The sequence below is a fragment of the Curtobacterium sp. SORGH_AS_0776 genome (assembly GCF_031453355.1).
GTDB lineage: Bacteria > Actinomycetota > Actinomycetes > Actinomycetales > Microbacteriaceae > Curtobacterium.
Genome location: NZ_JAVIYU010000001.1, coordinates 999,130 through 1,018,872, shown reverse-complemented (window position 1 = coordinate 1,018,872; position 19,743 = coordinate 999,130). Strand labels below are relative to the sequence as shown.

Annotated in this window: 20 protein-coding genes and 1 pseudogene; 10 read left to right on the top strand and 11 right to left on the bottom strand. The window is 72.5% G+C overall.

Annotated features, from left to right (window positions below; all coding sequences use genetic code 11):
- Nucleotides 1–67 precede the first annotated feature (67 nt).
- Nucleotides 68–475 (top strand): MarR family transcriptional regulator, encoded by a 408-nt coding sequence (locus tag QE359_RS05160; RefSeq protein ID WP_309778029.1) that lies wholly within the window; start codon nt 68–70, stop codon nt 473–475.
- A gap of 78 nt (nt 476–553) precedes the next feature.
- The gene (locus tag QE359_RS05155) at nt 554–1,756 is read left to right on the top strand and encodes an LCP family protein (RefSeq protein WP_309778028.1); all 1,203 of its coding nucleotides are present in this window, start codon (nt 554–556) and stop codon (nt 1,754–1,756) included.
- 64 nt (nt 1,757–1,820) lie between these two features.
- Here the strand turns inward: QE359_RS05155 and QE359_RS05150 are convergent, their stop codons facing one another.
- The 9 genes and pseudogenes from QE359_RS05150 to QE359_RS05110 form a co-directional block, all read right to left on the bottom strand.
- Entirely contained in the window at nt 1,821–2,504 is a 684-nt protein-coding gene (locus QE359_RS05150) for a transglycosylase family protein (RefSeq protein WP_309778027.1), read from the bottom strand.
- A gap of 335 nt (nt 2,505–2,839) precedes the next feature.
- Entirely contained in the window at nt 2,840–3,991 is a 1,152-nt protein-coding gene (rlmC, locus tag QE359_RS05145; protein ID WP_309778025.1) for a 23S rRNA (uracil(747)-C(5))-methyltransferase RlmC, read from the bottom strand.
- Nucleotides 3,992–4,028: 37 nt separating this feature from the next.
- Nucleotides 4,029–5,003 carry a hypothetical protein gene (locus QE359_RS05140; RefSeq protein ID WP_309778024.1) on the bottom strand — a complete coding sequence of 325 codons (975 nt, stop codon included), beginning with the start codon at nt 5,001–5,003 and terminating at the stop codon, nt 4,029–4,031.
- Nucleotides 5,000–6,130 (bottom strand): glycosyltransferase, encoded by a 1,131-nt coding sequence (locus QE359_RS05135; RefSeq protein ID WP_309778022.1) that lies wholly within the window; start codon nt 6,128–6,130, stop codon nt 5,000–5,002. Before QE359_RS05135 ends, QE359_RS05140 begins: the two co-directional genes overlap by 4 nt.
- Nucleotides 6,127–7,263, bottom strand: a complete 1,137-nt coding sequence (locus QE359_RS05130) for a glycosyltransferase (protein WP_309778021.1) — start codon at nt 7,261–7,263, stop codon at nt 6,127–6,129. The genes QE359_RS05135 and QE359_RS05130 overlap by 4 nt, the downstream gene beginning before the upstream one ends.
- A gap of 71 nt (nt 7,264–7,334) precedes the next feature.
- The gene (locus tag QE359_RS05125; RefSeq protein ID WP_309778018.1) at nt 7,335–7,856 is read right to left on the bottom strand and encodes an SMP-30/gluconolactonase/LRE family protein; all 522 of its coding nucleotides are present in this window, start codon (nt 7,854–7,856) and stop codon (nt 7,335–7,337) included.
- 103 nt (nt 7,857–7,959) lie between these two features.
- Nucleotides 7,960–8,214: pseudogene (locus QE359_RS05120) on the bottom strand (SMP-30/gluconolactonase/LRE family protein); the annotation flags it as partial.
- Nucleotides 8,215–8,239: 25 nt separating this feature from the next.
- Entirely contained in the window at nt 8,240–8,899 is a 660-nt protein-coding gene (locus tag QE359_RS05115) for a FadR/GntR family transcriptional regulator (RefSeq protein ID WP_070417252.1), read from the bottom strand.
- Entirely contained in the window at nt 8,896–9,618 is a 723-nt protein-coding gene (locus QE359_RS05110; RefSeq protein WP_309778017.1) for an SDR family NAD(P)-dependent oxidoreductase, read from the bottom strand. The genes QE359_RS05115 and QE359_RS05110 overlap by 4 nt, the downstream gene beginning before the upstream one ends.
- 61 nt (nt 9,619–9,679) lie before the next feature.
- Here QE359_RS05110 and QE359_RS05105 point away from each other — a divergent pair, with 61 nt between their 5' ends.
- Nucleotides 9,680–10,516 carry an SDR family NAD(P)-dependent oxidoreductase gene (locus QE359_RS05105; RefSeq protein ID WP_309778016.1) on the top strand — a complete coding sequence of 279 codons (837 nt, stop codon included), beginning with the start codon at nt 9,680–9,682 and terminating at the stop codon, nt 10,514–10,516.
- A gap of 21 nt (nt 10,517–10,537) precedes the next feature.
- Here QE359_RS05105 and QE359_RS05100 read toward each other — a convergent pair whose 3' ends face one another.
- The gene (locus QE359_RS05100; RefSeq protein ID WP_071296432.1) at nt 10,538–10,954 is read right to left on the bottom strand and encodes a MarR family winged helix-turn-helix transcriptional regulator; all 417 of its coding nucleotides are present in this window, start codon (nt 10,952–10,954) and stop codon (nt 10,538–10,540) included.
- A gap of 73 nt (nt 10,955–11,027) precedes the next feature.
- Between QE359_RS05100 and QE359_RS05095 the strand changes: the two genes are divergently transcribed.
- The 7 genes from QE359_RS05095 to mnhG all read left to right on the top strand — a co-directional run bounded on the left by QE359_RS05095 (nt 11,028) and on the right by mnhG (nt 18,352).
- Nucleotides 11,028–11,972: a zinc-binding alcohol dehydrogenase family protein gene (locus tag QE359_RS05095; RefSeq protein ID WP_309778013.1), complete on the top strand. Its 945-nt coding sequence runs from the start codon at nt 11,028–11,030 to the stop codon at nt 11,970–11,972.
- A gap of 109 nt (nt 11,973–12,081) precedes the next feature.
- Nucleotides 12,082–14,970: a Na+/H+ antiporter subunit A gene (locus tag QE359_RS05090; protein ID WP_309778012.1), complete on the top strand. Its 2,889-nt coding sequence runs from the start codon at nt 12,082–12,084 to the stop codon at nt 14,968–14,970.
- The gene (locus QE359_RS05085; RefSeq protein ID WP_071303302.1) at nt 14,967–15,377 is read left to right on the top strand and encodes a Na(+)/H(+) antiporter subunit C; all 411 of its coding nucleotides are present in this window, start codon (nt 14,967–14,969) and stop codon (nt 15,375–15,377) included. Before QE359_RS05090 ends, QE359_RS05085 begins: the two co-directional genes overlap by 4 nt.
- Complete coding sequence (locus QE359_RS05080; RefSeq protein WP_309778009.1) at nt 15,374–17,074, top strand: Na+/H+ antiporter subunit D; 1,701 nt, start codon at nt 15,374–15,376, stop codon at nt 17,072–17,074. Before QE359_RS05085 ends, QE359_RS05080 begins: the two co-directional genes overlap by 4 nt.
- Nucleotides 17,071–17,658, top strand: coding sequence for a Na+/H+ antiporter subunit E (locus QE359_RS05075; RefSeq protein ID WP_309778007.1), 588 nt, complete (start codon nt 17,071–17,073; stop codon nt 17,656–17,658). Before QE359_RS05080 ends, QE359_RS05075 begins: the two co-directional genes overlap by 4 nt.
- On the top strand, nt 17,655–17,999 hold the full coding sequence (locus QE359_RS05070; RefSeq protein ID WP_070417260.1) for a hypothetical protein: 345 nt from the start codon (nt 17,655–17,657) through the stop codon (nt 17,997–17,999). The genes QE359_RS05075 and QE359_RS05070 overlap by 4 nt, the downstream gene beginning before the upstream one ends.
- Nucleotides 17,996–18,352, top strand: coding sequence for a monovalent cation/H(+) antiporter subunit G (mnhG, locus tag QE359_RS05065; protein WP_070417261.1), 357 nt, complete (start codon nt 17,996–17,998; stop codon nt 18,350–18,352). The genes QE359_RS05070 and mnhG overlap by 4 nt, the downstream gene beginning before the upstream one ends.
- Before the next feature lie 60 nt (nt 18,353–18,412).
- Here the strand turns inward: mnhG and QE359_RS05060 are convergent, their stop codons facing one another.
- Nucleotides 18,413–19,657, bottom strand: a complete 1,245-nt coding sequence (locus tag QE359_RS05060; protein WP_309778004.1) for an MFS transporter — start codon at nt 19,655–19,657, stop codon at nt 18,413–18,415.
- Nucleotides 19,658–19,743: the final 86 nt, after the last annotated feature.

The window sequence follows — 19,743 nt, the reverse complement described above, 5'->3', positions numbered from 1 at the left end:
CGTACTCCAATCGTCAGCATGCTGATTACTAGAGAGGTCGAAGGAACGGGATCCGTAGACTCGGGTCATGGACGACACCCCCGACGCATGGCCGCTGGGGCGCCTCCTCTCCGCCGCTGCCCGGGCGATCGAACGGGACTGGGACGAGCGTCTGCGTGCGATCGGCCTCCCGCACGCGGCGCTCATCGCGATCGACATCCTCGTGCGGACCGGCCCGACCGGCGCGGACACCCTGGCACGGACGGCACGCGTGCAGCCGCAGACGATGTCCCGCACGCTCGAGCGGATGGAGCGCGACGGGCTCGTCGAACGCTCGCCGCACCCGGACGACCGTCGACGTCGGATCGTCACGGTGACGGAGCACGGGCGCGAGGCGTGGGAGACCGCCCGGCACATCGAGCGTGACCTCCTGCCAGACGACCCGGCTCTGCGCGGGGCGCTCACGGTGTTGCTCGAGAAGCACCGTCCCCACTGATGACCTAGCGGTTGATATACCACATACGGTAGACTCGCGGAGTCGGTAGCACGACCGACCCGACCCGCAGGAGACCCGATGTCCGAGCGCCGAGCAGCCCGTCAGGCCGCCGAACGAGCCGAAGCAGCCGATGCGGCCGAACTGGCCGAGGCGGCAGCGCAGGCAGCATCGATCGCTGCCGCCGACGCCGGCACCGACGCCCCCGCACCGCGGGCACCCCGGAGCGGATCGAGCGCCCGCAGGCCCCCCAGCAGCGGCTCGAGCCGGAGCGGGAGCCGGGGCAGCAACGGCCGGAAGCGGCGCCGACGTCGCCGGAAGCGCCCGTTCCTCGTCGCCGTCCTCGGCACCGCCGGCTCGCTCGTCGCCGTCGCCACGGTGCTCGCCGTCGTCGCCGGCCTCTTCATCGCCGGCCTCGTCCGCAGCTACGACGCCGACGTCCTCGCCGACCCGTTCCCGACCGGCGCGCGCCCCGCTCCGGCCGCGGGCGCGCAGAACATCCTGCTCATCGGATCGGACTCCCGCCAGGGCGCCGACCCCGACGGCGACCGCGCTGCCGGTGGTCGGTCGGACACCCTGATGCTCGCCCACGTCCCGGCCGACAAGCGGGCCGTGTACCTCATGTCGATCATGCGCGACTCGTGGGTCGAGGTCCCCTGCCACGGCACCGCGAAGATCAACGCGGCGTACTCCTGGGGCGGGGTCCCGCTGACGGTGCAGACGGTCGAACGCCTGCTCGACGTGCGCATCGACCACGTCGCCGAGATCGACTTCGCCGGCTTCTCGGGCATGACCGACGCGCTCGGCGGGGTGACGGTGCAGTCACGGACGGCGTTTTCGGCCCGCGGGTACGAGTTCACCGCCGGCGCGAACCACCTCGACGGCGACGCGGCCCTGGCGTTCGTCCGCGAGCGGTACGCCTTCGCCGACGCCGACCACACCCGCGTCCGGAACCAGCAGGCGTTCATGCGCGGGATCGTCGACGGACTCCTCTCGCGCGACACCCTCACGAACCCCGGGCGCGTGCAGGACTTCCTCCGGGCGACGAGCGAGTACCTCTCGGTGGACGCCGGTCTGACCGTCCGCACGATGGTCGACCTCGGCTGGTCCCTGCGCGACGTCCGGCCGTCGGACCTGCGGACGTTCACGATGCCGACCGCGGGCGGCGGGACCTCGGCGGACGGACAGTCCTACGTCGCGGTGAACACCATCGCCGTGCAGTCGCTGTCCCAGGCGCTCCGGTCGAACGACGTCGCCGGGTGGCTGGCCGACAACCCGCAGTAGCCGGACACAGCAGGACGCCCGGTGACCACCTGGTCACCGGGCGTCCTGTCGATCGGAGGAACGATCAGGCGGGGAGCTGGAGCTCCTGGCCGGCGTAGATCAGGTTCGCGTCGTCGATGGTCGACGTGTTCGCGGCCCAGAGCTTGTTCCAGCCGCCGTTGATGTGCAGCTTCGTCGCGATGCTGTCGAGGGTCTCGCCCGACACGACCGTGTAGGTCTTGCCGCTCGTCTTGACGGCCGCGGGCTTGCTCGGGGCAGCCGGGGCCGCCTCGGTCGCGGGGGCCGGGGTCGACGGCGCGGCCTGCTGCGGGGCGGCCTGCTGCACCGGCGCCTGCTGCTGCGGGGCGGCCTGCTGGGTCGGGGCGGCGGGAGCCGGAGCGGCGGCCTGCGGGGCGGCGCCGGTCGTGCCGCTCAGCCCGAGCTGGGCGGAGCAGGCCGGCCATGCGCCCCAGCCCTGCGAGGCGAGGACGCGCTCGGCGACGGCGATCTGGGTCGCACGGCTCGCGGAGGCCGGGTTGCCCGTGCCGCCGTTCGCCTGCCAGGTGCCGAGGTTGAACTGGAGGCCGCCGTAGTAGCCGTTGCCGGTGTTGATCGCCCAGTTGCCGCCGGACTCGCACTGCGCGAGGGCGTCCCAGGTCGAGCCGGATGCTGCGTTCGCGGGCGCCGCCGCGAGGCCGACACCCGTCGCGGCGATGCCTGCGAAGGCGAGGCCACCGACGATGGTGCGGGTACGAGAAAGCTTCTTCATGGTTGATTGCTCCACCGGGACCACGGATCGAGAGCCGATCGCCACTGCCCGTCCCGACCGATCGCGGTCGTGTCGTGGGGTGCGCCGCCGGGGGCAGTGGTCTCGTGCCGGTGGCGCCTCGGTCGGCCACCATAGGAAACTCTTCACCGTTATCAAACCGAGACAAACGGTTCTACCCGTTGGTGCCATGCCTCCCGGGACGGAACCTGTACGCGTGGATCCCCATGGGCATGGTCATCGCGGCGGACCCGGGTACGTCACCTTGGCAATTCCCTGGCAATGACGGCCAGGAGGCACGTGGCGGCGCCGACCCGCGCCTCCCGTCCGCCGGTCGGTCACCCTCGGGACAGCAGCGTCACCGCTTCCAGGTGGCCCGTCTGCGGGAACATGTCGAGCACCCGCGCGCGCCGCAGGCGCAGCGACGGCATCCGCGCGAGGTCCTTCGCCAGGGTCACCGGGTTGCAGCTCGAGTAGACGACGTGCCGGACGTCCGACTCCTCGAGCCAGGTCGACAGCGTCTCGCCGATCCCGCGCCGCGGCGGGTTGACGACGACGAGCTCGGGGACCGTGTCGGGTCGGGCACGGAGTGCGTGCTCGGTCGCGTCGTCCGCGGCGAAGCGGACGCCCTCGAGGCCGGCCTCGCGCGCCGACTGCCCTGCCGACCGGACGGCCTCGCGGCTGGTCTCGATGCCCGTCACCGCGCGACCGGGGCGGGCCGCGTGCAGGGCGAAGCCGCCGACGCCACAGTAGAGGTCCCACATCGACGCCGGCGCCACCTCGTCGATCCACGCCGAGGCCTGGGCGTACAGCTCGGTGGCCACGTGCGTGTTCGTCTGGAAGAAGCTCTGCGGGCGGAGGTGCATCGTGACGTCACCGAGTCGCATCGAGAGCGTCTCCCGCTCGGTGAGCACGATCTCCCGCTCCCCCTCGGTGACGGCCTTGTGCTCCGGGAGCAGGTTCACGGTGACGACGACGGCGTTCGGCAGCACCCGGTGGAGCGCGTCGAGGTGCTGCCGGAGCCGCGCCAGCTGTCCCTCGGAGCGCAGGACGAACCGCACCATGAGCTCCCCGTCCGGCGACTCCGTCACGAGCACGAACTTCAGCTCGCCCCGGCGGGTGGCGACGTCGTAGGGGATGAGTCCGGCGTCCGCGATGAACCCGGCGAGGATCGGGAGCGCGTGCTGGATCCCGGGCGTGCAGATGCCGCAGTGCCGGAGGTCCACCCCGCGCTGCCGGTGGTCGAGGATGCCGACCGTCGGGTGCTGGACGGTCCCGCCGACGACCATCTTCGCCTTGTTGCGGTACGCGGACTCGGGGCTGGTGATCGCGGGCAGCCACTCGACCGAGCCCGGCCCCCCGGCTGCCTCGACCGCGTCGTGCAGGAGTTCGCGCGTCCGGAGTTCCTTGTCGAGGACCTGCTCGGCGTACGGCTGCCCCATGAGCGTGCACGAGCGGCACACCCCGCGGTCGAAGTAGTCGCACTGCATGGCCGAGTCAGGATACGGCAGCGGCCGCCGGTCGCGGTCAGCGCATCAGCCACTCCGCCCAGGCCGCACGGCAGACGCGGTCGGCTCGCGACGCCACGGCACGCGTCTCGTCGCGCTCCGCGGCGGAGGCCGACGAGATCGCGTCGCACCAGGACGACACCGAACCGTCGCCGAGGTAGCGGTCGTCCGGGTAGAGGTCGGCGATGCTCGAACCAGCGGGACCGACCGCGGGCGTCCCGACCTCGAGCGAGCGGATCGCGATGCCGGACTGGAAGAACCGCTTGTAGGGCACGACGACGGCGTCCGCGGTGGCCAGGAGCTCGTCGAGCCGGTCCTCGTCGACGAAGGCGTCCGTCACGGACCACCCGTCGACCTCGGGCCACCGTCGCCCGACGATCTCGAGGCGGTGCGAGTGTCCGATCTCCTGACCGATCCCGGCGAGCAACGCAAGGTCGCGGTCGGGCTTGAACTGCCCGAGGACCCGGACCACCGGACGGTCGCCAGGGGTGGACACCGTGACGGGGACCGGGCGCGGGGCGACAGGGTGCGGCAGCAGCTCGGGCTCGGTGCCCGGACAGTCGTCTCGCAGGGCGGTCGCGGCGGTCCTGCTGTGCACGATCAGGCGGACACCACGCGCGAGCGAACCGATCCGACGCGCGACGACGCCGTACCCGCGGGCTCGCACCAGCGGGTGGGGATCGTGCACGACGAGGGCCGCCTCGGCCCGTCGGCCGAGGACGACGCGCATGATCACGCGATCCAGGTGGCCGAGGACCGGCCACGTCACGATGACCCGGGCCCCACCACGACGGCCATCCCGGCGAGCGGCCCACAATGCGAGGAGGTACCGCCGTACCCAGTCGACACCCGAGCCTCCTGCGACGCTCGGCTCGTGCACGTCGGTGACCGACACCCGTGCTCCGGAGGCGCTGAGTGTCGCAGCCAGTCCGTGGGCGTAGTGGTGCAGCGCACCGCCGAGGGTGTTCACCACGATGACGTCGCGTGCACTCATGCGACGACTCCGATCGGACGGGTCGGCACGTCGGCGACGAGTCGTGCCTGCTGACCGTGCAACCAGGCGTCGGCAGCGAGTCGGCCGTCCCGCTCGGGCAGCGCAGCTCGCACCTGCTCTCGGTCCAGCGGGGCCCGCAGGGCGCTCGTGATCGCTCGCGCGAGTCGCCGGGTGAACGCCGGGGTCGTCGGCGGGACGACGCCGTGACCGTGGTCGCGCAGCCAGCCGGCGAGCCCGGTCTGGTCGGTGGTCACGATCGTCAGGCCAGCGGCGAGGGCTTCCTTGATCGGCAGACCGATCTGCTCCCGCCAGCGTCCGTCGGCGACCGAGGGAGCGACGAGGACCGCAGACGAGCGGACCACGGCGGCAGCGGCGGCGTGCGGGAGTCGTCCCGTCACTCGCCGCGTCGACGGGGACGAGGCGGCCCACTCGGCTGCCAGTGGCTCGAGTGGCCCTGGCCCGATCAGCACGATCGTCGCGCCGGGAACGGTGCGTTCGACGGCGGGCCAGGCATCCATCAGCTCCTGCACGCCCTTGCGCTGCTCCATCGCCCCGACGAACACGCATGTCAGCGGGGTCGGATCGACCGGGGCATCGTCGGGGCGGGGCAGTTCGAGTGTCGACGACTGTTCGATCGCCGCGGTGAACGGGAGGGACGCGTAGGTGGCACGTGCGTCGTCGCTCGCGAACGCGATGCGGTCGATGGTCAGTCGAGCAACGGCGCCGACGAGCAGACCCACGAGCCGGACGACGACGCCCGGCACCCGGCGACGCCCGCCCACGAGGGTCGCGAGGTCGTTGTTCTCCATCGCGTACGTGACCACCCGGTGCCGACGACGCCGGAGCACCCCCGCAGCGCGGAACCCGGCCGCGAGCAGCACGTGCTTCGGCCAGAACCGCATCCACAGCGGTTCCGGGACCTCGAGCGTGGTGGCCGTGGTGGTCAAGAACCGACGGAGCGCTCCCGTCATGGTCACTCGCTGGATGCCGGGAGCGAGGTCCGTCCCGGCGAGGTCGTAGTTCACGTCGAGGTAGAGGAGCTCTGCGGGTGTGCCGAGCAGGTGGCGCTCGATGTGGGCGGCCCGCAACTCGGGGACGATCCGCATGCTCCCCACCGATGCGCTCACGCCGCCACCGCCTGGCGGGTCGCGACGCCGGCCTGCTCGGCGAGGGCGTGCTCGTACGCGCCGCAGACCCCCGACCACGTGTACGCCGAGCGGGCCCGGTCACGCACGCCGCCCCGGAGCAGCTCCTGCTCGACGGGGTCGGCGAGCAGGTCGAGGACGGCATCGGCGATCGCGCCGGAGTCGGGCTGGACGAACCGGACGCCGGTGCCGGCGAGGACCTCGCGGTTGTAGACGGTGTCGCGGGCCACGGTGGGCGCCCCGCAGTGCATCGCCTGCACGAGGGCCGGGTTCGTCCCGCCGACGCTGTGCCCGTGGAAGTACGCACCGGCGTGCTGCCACAGCGCGAAGAGCCGGTCGTCGTCGGACACGTGGCCGAGCCAGGTCACACCCGGGTTCCGGTCGGCGAGGTCCTGCGCGGCCGTGTCGAGCTCCCCGCCGTAGCCCGTCGACCCGACGATGACGACCGGGTGGCGCTCGGCGATGCGCTCCGCGGCGACGAGGAACTCGGCCACCGTGTTCTCCGGCACGAACCGCGCCACCACGAGGGCGAACGGTCGCCCGGCGAGGTGCGCGTCGTCCGGGTGCAGCGGCAGGACGTCGGACTCCGTGCCGCCGTAGGGGATCATCACGCCGGAGCGGCCGAACTCGCGACGCCAGTAGTCCCCGATGGCGTCGGCGTCGAAGACGAGCCGGTCGGCGAACCGTGCGGTGGCCCGGGCGCCGGTCTTGAACACCGCCTTGGCGAGCCGCCCCCACTTCGCGCGCTCCCACTCGATGCCGTCGACGTTGACCACGGTGGGGATGCCGGCGAGCCGAAGGAGCGGGAGCCAGTACCCGTTCGCGCAGTTCATCACGAGCGCGACGTCCGGCCGTCGTCGGATCGTGTCGAGGACGGCGGTCAGGCCGTACGTGAGGGTCGAGAGCGACCGCGACTCGAGGCCACGGGTCGTGCGTCGGGTCACCCGGTGGTCGAGCGACGGATCGTCCACCCGTTCCTGTCCGGGACGGCCGTAGACCGTGACGTCCCAGCCGGCGTCGGCCAGGTGCGGTGCGATGTGCCGCACGGCCGTCTCGAACCCGCCGTAGTAGGACGGGTACCCGCGCGTCCCGATGATCGCCACACGCTTGGACATACCCGCTCCCTCGTTCACCTGGTGACTGCAATGATATTCTACATTGCAGTTCCGGGTGACGGAAGAGCAGGTTACTCGGCAGCGGCGTCCCGGGTCGTGGTCGCGATCCGGTAGATCGACGTCGTCGCGGCGAGGAACAGCGTCCTGCCGTCGTCGCCGCCGAAGCACAGGTTCGCGGTGACCTCGGGGACCGCGATCTCGCCGAGCCGGGTCCCGTCCGGGTCGAACACGACCACGCCCCGGTGCGACGAGGACCACACGTTGCCGTGCACGTCGACGCGGATGCCGTCCGGGGCGCCCTCGCCGGGCTCCAACCGTGCGAACACCCGACCGTTCTTGAGCAGGTCACCCCGGTCGCCCCGCCGGTCGTACGCGCGGATGACCGGGTCGTCGCCGGACGAGCTCGCGACGTAGAGCACCTGCTCGGTCGGGTCGAACGCCAACCCGTTCGGTTCGTCGAGGTCGGTGGCGACCGGCCGCAGGTCCGCACCGTCCGGGCCGCAGCGGAACACCCAGTGGTCGCCGTACTCCCGCTCGCCCGGGTGCCCCTCGCGCGGCTGGGTGATGCCGTACGCCGGGTCGGTGAACCACACGCTGCCGTCCCGCGCGACGACGACGTCGTTCGGGGGAGTTCAACCGGACGCCGTCCCACGCGTCCACGATCGGCGTGACGACCCCGTCCCGGTCGTGCTCGACCCGCCGGTTCCCGTGCGAGCACTGCACGACGCTGCCGTCGCGGTCGAGGGTGCGGCCGTTCGTGAACTCGACCCCCTCCGCGTACACCGACGTCTCGCCGGAGTCGGCGTGCCACTGCAGGATCCGGTCGCCCGGGATGTCCGACCACCGCAGGGTCCGGCTCGCGGGGATCCAGCACGGCCCCTCGGCCCAGGTGCTGCCCGTCGCGATGCGCTCGACGGCGCCGGGGTCGGGGACGAGATCGGTGAACGACATGTGCTCTCCTTCGAACACCTCGACCCTATTCGCCCGTGCGGTCGATGATCTCGGTCATCGCCCCGGCGGCTCCGTCCGCGTCTCCGTCGGCCACCGCGCGGGCGAGTCGGACGTGCAGGCCGACGTCGTGGAGACCCGGCCGGATCCCGGCCCGGTCGTCGAGTGCGCGCGCGACCACGCGGTGCAGTCGCCCGTACATCGCGTTCCCGGACAGCTCCAGCACCAGTCGGTGGACCTCGCGGTCTGCCTGGAGGAACGTGGCCGCGTCGTCCGGACCCGTGGCGGCGGCGAGGCGGTCGGCGGCGGCGAGCAGCGCCTCCAGGTCGGCACGGTGCGACGCGTCGGACGCGCGCCCGGCGGCTGCCGCGGCGGCTACCGGCTCGACCGCGCGGCGCAGCGCGCGCAACTCCCCGAGGACGACCCCACGCTCCGGACCGGCGAGCCGCCAGCCGATGACGCGCGGGTCGAGGACGTCCCACTCCGACGCGGGCAGGACCCGGAGCCCGACGCGACGACCGGCGCTGAGGAGGCCGAGGCCGACGAGGACGCGGACGGCCTCGCGGACGATGCTGCGGCTCGAGCCCGTGCGGGTGACGAACCCGTCGATGCTGTCGCGGTGCCCCGTCGGCAGCGATCCGTCGACGATCGCGGCGCCGAGCCCGTCGAGCACCCGGTCGAAGATCACCGCTGGGAGACCGGGCTGACCACGAGCTCGTCGACGCGCATGTGCGACGGGGCCTCGAGCACGAACGAGACCGAGCGGGCGATGTCCTCCGGCTGGAGCATGACCGCGCGTGCGGCCGCGTCCGGCACCGAGGGGCGCTGGTCGAGGAAGTCGGTGGCGACGTCGCCGGGGCACAGGTGGGTCGCTCGGACCCCGTGCTCGGCCTCCTGCTGGTTGAGCGTCCGGACGACGGAGCCGAGCGCGGTCTTCGACGCCGAGTAGGCGACCCCGGCCCCGGGTTGGAACGACCAGCCCGCGTACGAGGACACGACCACGACGATCCCGCCGGACTCGCGCAGCGCGGGCAGCGCAGCGTCGACGATCGTGACGACGGCGGTGAGGTTGGTGTCGACGATGGCGCGGAAGTCCGGCAGCGACTGATCGCCCCACCGACGCTTCGGGGTGTTGAGCCCGGCGGCGAGGACGAGTCCGTCGAGCCGCCCGTGCCGCGCGAGCAGGGTGTCGTGGGCGGCTGCGACGGCCTGCGGGTCGTTCGCGTCGAGGGGCAGCGTCTCCGCCGACCCGCCCTCGTCGCGGATCGCGGTCGCGACCGCAGCGAGCCGGTCCGCCCGGCGTCCGCTGAGCACCACCGTCCAGCCGTCGCGGGCGGCCGCACGAGCGCTCGCCGCTCCCATGCCGCTGCCGCCGCCGGTGATCCAGAGCACGCGTGCGTCGTTCATGGGGGAATAGTATGCCTATTGCTGCGACCGGACCACGGCCGCACCGACGACGGGAGCGACGATGCACCTCGACCTGACCGACCGCGTGGTCGTCGTGACCGGAGCCGCGCGCGGCATCGGTGCCACGATCGCCGCCCGGTTCCACGCGGAGGGGTGCCGGGTCGTCGCGCTCGACCTGGCGTTCGACGAGCCCGCTGCAGCGGACGCGCCCGCCGCCGGGGACGGGTCCGCCGCCGGGGACGGGTCCGCCGCCGGGTGGGAGGTCGCCGCCGGCGCCGCGCTGCCGTTCGACCGCGTGCGCTGCAACGTCGCCGACCCCGACTCCGTCCGCGCCGCCGTGGACGAGGTCGTCGCTCGGCACGGCACGATCGACGTGCTCGTGAACAACGCCGGGATCAACGTCGAGGGAGTCGTCGCCGACCTGCAGTGGGACGACTGGCGCCGCTGCATGGACGTGAACCTCGGCGGGACCTTCCTGATGAGCCAGGCCGTGGCGCCCGTGATGCAGGCCGCCGGGCGCGGCCGGATCATCAACGCGGCGTCGTTCGCGGCGATCGTGCCGAGTGTCGGGAGCGCTGCCTACGCGGCGTCGAAGTCGGCCGTCGTGGCGTTCACCCGCGTGCTCGCGTCGGAGCTCGGCCCGTGGGACATCACCGTGAACGCGTACGCCCCGGGGATGGTGCCGACGGCGATGAACGGCTTCGCGACGATGCCCGCCGAGGCCCAGGACCGTCTGCTCGACACCCTGTCGCTCCGTCGATGGGAGACGGCCGACGACGTGGCCGACCTGCTCGTGTTCGTGGCGAGCGACGCCGCCGGGTACGTCACGGGGACGCTGCTGGACGTCTCCGGCGGCAAGTTGGCGACCCAGATCCCGGCGCGGGCGCACGGGCGCTGAGTCCAGCGTCACCGGGATCGGTCAGCGCAGCATCCGCTCGAGCAACACCCGCAGCTCCCCCCGCTCCCCCACGGACAACCGGGTGGTCAGGGGCAGCAGCGACTCCCGGATCGCCGCCTCGAGCGATCGGGCGACGTCGAGCCCGGCATCGGTGATCACGACGTCCACCGCCCGGGCGTCCTCGGCGTTCGGCACCCGCCCGAGCAGCCCCTTGGCCGACGCGCGCGCCACCAGCCCGGTCATCGTCGACTTCTCGAGGCCGAGGTACTGCGCCAGGTCGCCGATCCGCATCCGCCGGTCCCGCAGGATCGCGAGCACCCGCAGCTGCGTCAGCGACAGCCCGGCGTCCGCCGCGATGCCGGTCAGGGCACCCATCGTCCGGAACGCGCTCTCGCCGAGGGCGTCGACGAGCCGCTCGTCCTCCGTCATCTCCTGCATGCCCTCAGCCTACTTGACTCACTTCGTGTTACGAACTACTTTGTTCGTAACACGAACCTTTTAGGAGGCAGTCATGCACGCAGCCGTCGTCACCGAGTTCGGCCGGACCCCGGTCTGGCAGGAGTTCACCGACCCCGTCCCCACCGCCGACGAGGTGGTCGTCGACGTCGTCGCCGCCGGACTCCACCCACGGGTGCGGTCCCAGGCCGACGGCTCGCACTACACCAGCGAGGGGGCGCTCCCCCTCGTCCCGGGTGTCGACGCGGTCGGGCGGTTCCCCGACGGGACGCTCCGCTACTTCGCCGTCGCGAGCGACACCCGCGGCACGATGGCCGAACGGGTCGCCGTGGACCCACGGGCGAGCGTCGTCCTGCCCGAGGGCGCCGACCCGGTGGCGGTCGCCGCCGGCGCGAACCCCGTGATGTCCTCGTGGGTCGCGCTCCGACGCCGCATCGACTTCGCGCCCGGCAGCCGTGTCCTCGTACTCGGCGCGACGGGCGCCTCCGGCTCCGCAGCGGTGCAGGTCGCGAAGCACCTCGGCGCCGAGCACGTCGTCGCGAGCGGACGGGACGCGACCCGACTCGGAGCGCTGCCGGCACTCGGCGCGGACGTCGTGGTCCCGCTCGACGACGTCGACGCGGTCGGTGCGGCAGCTGCGGACGTCGACGTCGTGATCGACTACGTGTGGGGCCACCCCACCGCGGACGTCATGCGCGCACTCGTCACGGCCCGGCAGGAGCGCGGACGCCGGCTCGACTGGGTGGCGATCGGCTCCACGGCGGGCCAGGAGGCGCGGATCCCCTCCGCAGCGCTCCGTGCGTCCGGCCTGACCATCGTCGGGAGCGGCCAGGGTTCCGTCGGTCGAGCGGCGTTCGTCGCGGAGCTCCCGGGGATCGTGGCGGCGATCGCCGACGGCACGATCCGGGTGGACGCGACGGCGGTGCGCATGGCGGAGGTCGAGGCGGCTTGGGCCGGACAGGTCGGTGCTTCGACGGGCAGAGTGGTGCTGGAAGCCTGATCCTCGATCGGCCTCCCTGTCCGCCCACTCAGGAACTCCACATCCCCCTCTCCGTAGGCTGTGAGGGCCCAGTGAGCCGGACTGCAGCCCGACCCCGAGGAGGTGCCCGATGGTCATCGTCCTCGTCGCGTTCGCGATCGTCGCCCTGATCGTCCCCGCCCTGACCCCCGTCCTCGGCCGCCGCGTCTTCTACGTGGCCGCCCTCGCACCGGCAGCAGCCGCGGTCCTGACCGTCGCGCAGACCGGTCCGGCGTTGCACGGCGCGGTCACGGAGCGGTTCGAGTGGGTGCCGCAGCTCGACCTCGCGATCGCCCTGCGGATGGACGCCCTCTCGTGGGTCCTCGCCCTCGTGGTGAGCGTGGTCGGCGCCCTCGTGCTCGTGTACTGCGCCACGTACTTCGGGCCGGACGAACCCGGACTCGGTCGGTTCGCCGGGGTCCTCACCGCCTTCGCCGGGTCGATGTACGGGCTCGTGGTCGCCGACGACGTCATCGTGCTGTTCGTCCTCTGGGAGGCGACGACGGTCTTCTCGTACCTGCTGATCGGCCACGATTCGGTGAAGCGTGCCAGTCGCGCGGCGGCGATGCAGGCGCTCGTGGTCACCACCGCCGGTGGTCTGGCGATGCTCGCCGGTCTCGTGGTGCTGTCGGTGACCGCCGGGACGACGTCGCTCTCCGGGATCGTCGCCGATCCCCCCTCGGGGACCGTCGTCTCGGTGTCGGTCGTGCTCGTCCTGCTCGGCGCGCTGACGAAGTCCGCCATCGTGCCGTTCCACTTCTGGCTCCCCGCCGCCATGGCTGCCCCGACCCCGGTCAGCGCGTACCTGCACGCCGCGGCGATGGTCAAGGCCGGCATCTACCTCGTCGCCCGGCTCGCCCCCGCGTTCGCGCTCCTCGGCGGGTGGCGCGAGACCATCACCGTGCTCGGGGTGCTCGGCATGCTCATCGGTGGGTACCGTGCGCTCCGGCAGACCGACATCAAGCTCCTGCTCGCCTACGGCACGGTCGCCCAGCTCGGGTTCCTCGTGCTCGCGGCCGGGTGGGGTGCGCCCGAGGTCGCCCTCGGCGGGGTGGCGCTGCTGGTGGCCCACGCGGCGTTCAAGTCGACCCTGTTCCTCGTCGTCGGGGCGATCGACCACGTCACGGGCACCCGCGACCTCGCCCGCCTGAGCGGCCTCGGACGCCGGATGCCCTGGCTGACGGTCGTGGCCGTCCTCGCACTGCTGTCGATGGCGGGCATCCCGCCGACGATCGGCTTCGTCGCGAAGGAGGCCGTGCTCACCGGCTTCATCGACTCCCTGCACGGCCCCGACGCCGGCTGGGCGTGGTTCGCGCTCATCGGAGTCACAATCGGCTCGGTGCTCACCGTGGCCTACTCGCTGCGCTTCCTGTGGGGCGCCTTCGCCCGGAAGCCCGGCGTGCCCGACACCGAACCGCACGGCCTGCACGGCCTCGGCGTCGTCCCGTCCGTCCTCGCGCTCACGGGTCTCGCGCTCGGCCTCGCGACGCCCCTCGTGGCGCACGGCATCGAGCCCGCCGCGCACGTCGCCGCCCTCCCCGGCGAGGTCCCGCACCTCGCGCTCTGGCACGGTCTCGAGCCGGCGCTCGGCCTCTCCGCGGTGACGCTCGTCGGCGGTCTCGCGCTGTTCGCCCTCCGCCGCCCGGTCGAGGCGCTCCAGCACCGCCTCGCGGGTTCCCCCAGCGCGTCGAGCATCTACCGCCACCTCATGCGCGGGCTCGACCGGGTGGCCACGGGCCTCACCGCCGGGGTCCAGCGCGGTTCGCTCCCCTACTACCTGACCGTCATCCTGTCGGTGTTCGTCGCCGGGGCGCTCGTCAACCTGGTCATCGGCGGACCGTGGGCGTTCCACGTCCGGTTCGCCGACTCGTGGGGACAGATCCCCGTCGTCCTCGTCATGTCGATCGCCGCGATCGCCGTCCTCACCGCCAAGACCCGGTTCGCCGCAGCGGTGCTGGTCGGTGTGACCGGGTACGGCATGTCCGTCCTGTTCGTGCTGCACGGGGCGGTCGACCTCGCCCTGACCCAGCTCGTGGTCGAGACGGTGACACTCATCGCGTTCGTGCTCGTGCTGCGCCGGCTCCCCCCGCGGATCGCCACCGCGAACCCATCACGCTTCCGGGTCGTGCGGGCGCTCTTCGCGGGCCTCGCCGGGCTGACCCTCGCGATCGTGGTCGTCGTCGCCGCATCGGCACGGACGGCCGAGCCGCTCTGGCCGGACCTGCCGGCGTTGACGAGCTCGTTCGGGCACGGCCTGAACGTCGTGAACGTGGCCCTCGTCGACCTCCGAGGCTGGGACACCCTCGGCGAGCTGACCGTCGTGGTCGCCGCCGCGACGGGCGTCGCGAGCCTGATCTTCGTGAACTCCCGCGAGGACACGCTCCCCCGCCTCCGCGACCTGCCGGCCCGGCTGACCGCCGACCGCGACGAGCGCACGGACGGCGAGCCCCGCGCCTGGCTGCCGACGAGCGCCGCGATCCCGACCGGCCGCTCGGCGCTGCTCGACGTCGTCGTCCGCCTGCTGTTCCACGGCCTGATCGTCCTGTCGGTCTACCTGCTCTTCGCCGGGCACAACGCGGCGGGCGGCGGGTTCGCCGGTGGTCTCGTCGCGGGCATCGCCCTGGCGGCCCGGTACCTCGCGGGTGGCCCGGCCGAGCTCGGCGCCGCGGCCCCGGTCCGGGCCGGTCGCCTGCTCGGGCTCGGCGTCGCCACGGCCGCGATCACCGCCCTCGTGCCGATGTTCTTCGGCAGGGAAGCCCTGTACTCCGAGTTCTTCGAGGCCACCGTCCCGGTGCTCGGCCACGTCGAGTTCGTCACCGCCACGTTCTTCGACATCGGCGTGTACCTCGTGGTCGTCGGCCTCGTGCTCGACGTCCTCCGCAGCCTCGGCGCCGAGGTCGACCGGCAGCGGCTCGAGGACGCCTCGACGCCCGTGCAGGACATGACCGAAGCCCCGACCCCGGAAGGGAGCGCCACGTGACCGTCACCCTCGTGCTCGTCATCGCGATGGCGGTGCTGTTCTCCTGCGGGGTCTACCTGCTCCTCGAACGCTCGCTGACCCGGATGCTGCTCGGCTTCCTCCTGCTCGGGAACGCCCTCAACCTGCTGCTCCTCGTGATGTCCGGTGCTGCCGGCAACCCGCCGATCGGCAAGACCTCCGAAGGCATCACGGACCCGCTCCCCCAGGCGTTCGCCCTGACCGCGATCGTCATCACCTTCGCCGTGAGCGCGTTCCTGTTGGCCCTCATCCACCGCTCGTGGAAGCTCTCCCGCGCCGACGAGGTCGAGGTCGACGAGGCCGACGTCGCGATCGGTCGGGAACGCGACGAACCCGCGGACGAAGACCCCGAGACCACCACCGACGCAGAACAGGAGGCGACCCGATGACCTGGCTCGTCCCGCTCCTCGTCCTCGTCCCGCTGCTCGGCGCCGCGGTCGCGCTCGGACTCCTCAACCACCAGAAGCTGCAGCGCGCGATCACCGTCGTGGTGCTCGTCGTCGCCCTGGCCGTCGCCGCGACCCTCATGGTGCTCGTCGACCAGCACGGCACGATCGTGGTGCAGGTCGGCGGGTGGGACGCGCCGTACGGCATCTCGCTCGTGGTCGACCGGCTGAGCGCGCTGCTCCTCACCGTGAGCGCGAGCGTGCTCCTCGTCGTCCTGCTCTTCTCGATCGGCCAGGGCCTCGCGGCCGACGACGGCGAGGCTCCGGTCACGATCTTCTACCCGACGTACCTCGTGCTCGCCGCCGGTGTGCTCGACTCTTTCATCGCCGGGGACCTCTTCAACCTGTACGTCGCGTTCGAGATGCTGCTGGTGGCGAGCTACGTGCTCATCACCCTCGGTGGCAGCGAACAGCGCGTGCGGGCGGGCACCACGTACATCGTGACGAGCCTCATCGCGTCGGCGATCTTCCTCGCGGCGATCGGCCTCGTGTACGGCGCCACCGGCACGGTCAACATCGCCCAGATCAGCGAGCGGATGGCCGCCCTGCCCGAGCACGTGCAGCTGCTCCTCCACACGATGCTGCTCATCGGGTTCGGCATCAAGGCCGCCGTCTTCCCGCTGGCGTTCTGGCTGCCGGACTCCTACCCGACCGCGCCGGCTCCGGTGACGGCGGTGTTCGCGGGCCTGCTGACGAAGGTCGGCATCTACGCGATCATCCGGCTCGAGACGATCATCTTCCCGAGGCCGCAACTCAACACCGTGCTCCTCGTCGTGGCGATCCTGACGATGGTGGTGGGTGTGCTCGGTGCGGTGTCGCAGACCGACGTGAAACGACTGCTGTCCTTCACGCTCATCAGCCACATCGGGTTCATGGTGATGGGCGTCGGCCTCGGTTCGGTCGCCGGGACGGCCGCCGCGGTGTTCTACACGGTCCACCACATCGTCGTGCAGACGACGCTCTTCCTGGTCTCCGGGCTGATGGAACGCGTCGGCGGGACGACCTCGACCCGATCGCTCGGCGGGCTGCTCAAGGCCGCCCCGCTGCTCGCCGCGCTCTACCTCGTGCCGGCGTTCAACCTCGGTGGCATCCCGCCGTTCTCCGGCTTCATCGGCAAGCTCGGCCTCTTCCGTGCCGCGGCGATCGACGGCTCGCCCCTCGCCTACGCGACGATCGCCGCCGGTGTCGTGACGAGCCTCCTGACCCTGTACGCGCTCATGCGCGTCTGGGACGCCGCGTTCTGGCGTCCGAAGCCCGCGGCCGAGGCGGCGGCCCCGCACGCGAGCACCGCAGAGCCGCACGCCCACCTGCGGTCGCCGGAACCGGCGCCGCTGACCGTGTCCGAGGACACGGGCAAGGCGTTCCACCCAGGAGGCTCGGTGACGGTCACCGACGCACCCCACGCGAGTCGCGCCTCCAGTCCGGAGACCGCACCCACGGCCACGCAGGACGGTGTCGGTGAGGCCCCCACGCGCGTGAAGCTGCCGCGCATGCTGGTCGGCGTGACGACCGTCGCCGTCCTCGGGTCGGTCGCCCTGACCGTCGTGGCCGGCCCGCTGTACGGCTACGCGACCCGCGCGGCGGAGTCGCTCGAGTCCCCGGACCGCTACGTCCAGGCCGTGCTCGGGGGGACGCGATGACCGCGGACAGCACCCGGCGGATCACCAACGCGCGGCGCATCGCCGTCGCGTGGCGCTACGACGTCCCGCTCGTCGCCGGGCTGACCGTGCTCTGGGCGCTGCTCTGGGGGTCGTGGACGCCGCTGACCCTGCTGTGCGGGATCGTCGTCGCGCTGCTCGTGACGCAGCTGCTCCCGCTGCCACCGGTGCCGCTCTCGGCCAGGTTCTCGATCCCGCACGCCGCCTGGTTCCTGCTGGTGTGGTCCGGGCTCGTGGTGCTCGCCTCGTTCCGGGTGGCCTGGGTCGCCCTCCGCCCACGCGGGGTCCGGCGGAGCTCGATCACGCTCGTCCAGCTCCACACGACATCCGAGATGACGTTCACCCTGGCGACGCTCGCGATCTCCCTCGTGCCGGGGTCCTACGTCGCCGACGTCGACCTGCGACGCCGCCGGCTGCTCCTGCACGTCCTCGACACCGAGCGGGTCGAACAGGTCGACGCGGCCCGACGCGAGGCCCTCGGCATCGAGACGCTCGTCATCCGGGCGCTCGGGTCGAAGCAGGACCTCTCCGAACTGTCCGAACCCCTGCCGGAGGTCACGCGATGAGCGCCGCAGTCGTCGTCATGGGGATCGCGATCGCCCTGGTGCTCGCGCTGCTCGGGGCCACCCTCGTGCTCGCCGTCCTCCGCATCGTGCGGGGCCCGACCATCCTCGACCGGATGATCGGCTCGGACATGGTGCTGACGACCGCGCTCGTGGTGATCGGTGCCGCGATGGTGATCCGGCGTGACCTGACCGCCGTGCCCGTCCTCGTGGTGATCGCCGCGACGAGCGTCTTCGCCACGATCGCCGTCGCCCGTGCGGTCACCCCGTCCTCCGATCCGTCCGACGAGGGGCTGACCGTGACCACGCCCGAGCACGCCGACGACCAGGAGCGTCCCCAGTGATCGACATCATCCAGGGGTTCATCGACGGCGCCGGGGTCCGCGCGTGGATCGCCGTCGGGCTGCTGCTCGTCGGGGCGGTGCTGTCGCTCGGCGCCGGCGTCGGGATCGTCCGGTTCCCCGACCCGCTCGTCCGGCTGCACGCGATGGCGAAGCCGCAGGTGCTCGGGCTGGCGTTCGCCCTCGCCGCGATCGTCGTCGCCGTGTGGACGTGGACGGCGCTGTGGGTCGTCCTGCCGATCATGGTGTTCCAGCTGTTCCTCGTGCCGGTGTCGACGCACATGATCGCCCGCGCGGGGCTGCGGGCGGACGACTACCGCCACGAGGACCTGCTGGTCGACGACACGGAGTCGTGACCAGGTGACGGACTGGAGGCGCGGTGCGGGCCCGCACCGTCCCTCCAGGCCGTCAGGCGGTCACGCGTGTGCGCGACGCGACAGCACGAGGTTCGCCGCCGCGGCGAGCACGACGACCGCCGCGGACGCGGCCGGCAGCAGCATCGCGGCGTCGGCCCCGTGCTGCTGGGCGACGTCGCCCGTGATCGCCGACGCGATGGACTGCCCCACGATCACGGCGGAACCGAGGATCGTCATGGTGGTGGCCGAGCGCCCGACGGGCGAGCGGTCGGAACCGAGGCTGTACTGCGCGACCAGGGTCGGACCGATCCCGATCCCCATCACCGCGAGCACGACCCCCACGGCGACGACGGAACCGGCCTGCGAGAACCAGACGGCACCGCCGAGCAGCACGACGCCGAACACGATCCACCGCCACCCGAGGGCGAACCCGCGCGGGAACGCCGCGGAGCCGAGGGCGAGCCCCGCGGAGCCGATGCCCATCAGGCCGTAGAGCAGCCCCGCCTGCGAGGGCTCGCCGTGGGTCTCCATGAAGGCGGTCAGCGCGGTGAGCGTCGAGCCGAAGAACAGGCCGACGCCGAGGATCCCGAGGACCACCACGACGAGCCGGGGCCGCAGGAGCTGACGGGCCGGGGCCTGCTCGAGCTCCTCGTGCCGGCCGACGACGAGCTTGCCGGTCGGGTGCAGCGCGAACGCCGTGACGAAGACGAACGTCAGCGCGGAGGCACCGGCGACGGCGACCCACGGGGCGATCGCACTCGCGAGGATCCCGACGAGGAACGGGCCGATGATGAACACGGTCTCGTCGGCCGCGGACTCGTACGCCATCGTGCCGCTGAGGACCTTGCCGCGACGTGCCGGGGCCATCCGCTGCCCGATGATCGCGACGAGTCGGGTCCGGGACATCGGGGCGACCTGGGGCGCCGAGGCCCCGATGCAGAACGCGAGCGCGAGCACGGCGACGTCCGGCGCGGTGCCGTCCACCACGAACGGGAACACCCCGAGCAGCGCGGCGTTCACCAGGCCGACGGGGACGAGCACGTTCCGCTGGCCGAAGCGATCCGCGGCGGCACCGACCAGCGGGCCGAAGACCGCGGCGCCGATGCCGACCGACGCGGAGTTGACGCCGCCGAGCGCCACGGACTCGCGCGCGGAGACGACGAGCGTCAGCACGCCGACGACCATCATCGCGAAGGGGAGCCGGGCGACGAACGCGACGGGGAAGTACCAGCGTCCGGCGTGGGCGACGAGCGAGCGGTCGTCGGTGGTCGCGGGCGCGGGCGCCGTGGAACTGGTGTGGAGCATGGAGGTGTGCCTTCTCGGTCCGGCCGGGGATCTCCTGGGGCGGACCCATCGGGTGCCGCCGTTGTCCGTCGGGGTGCCGACGGCCG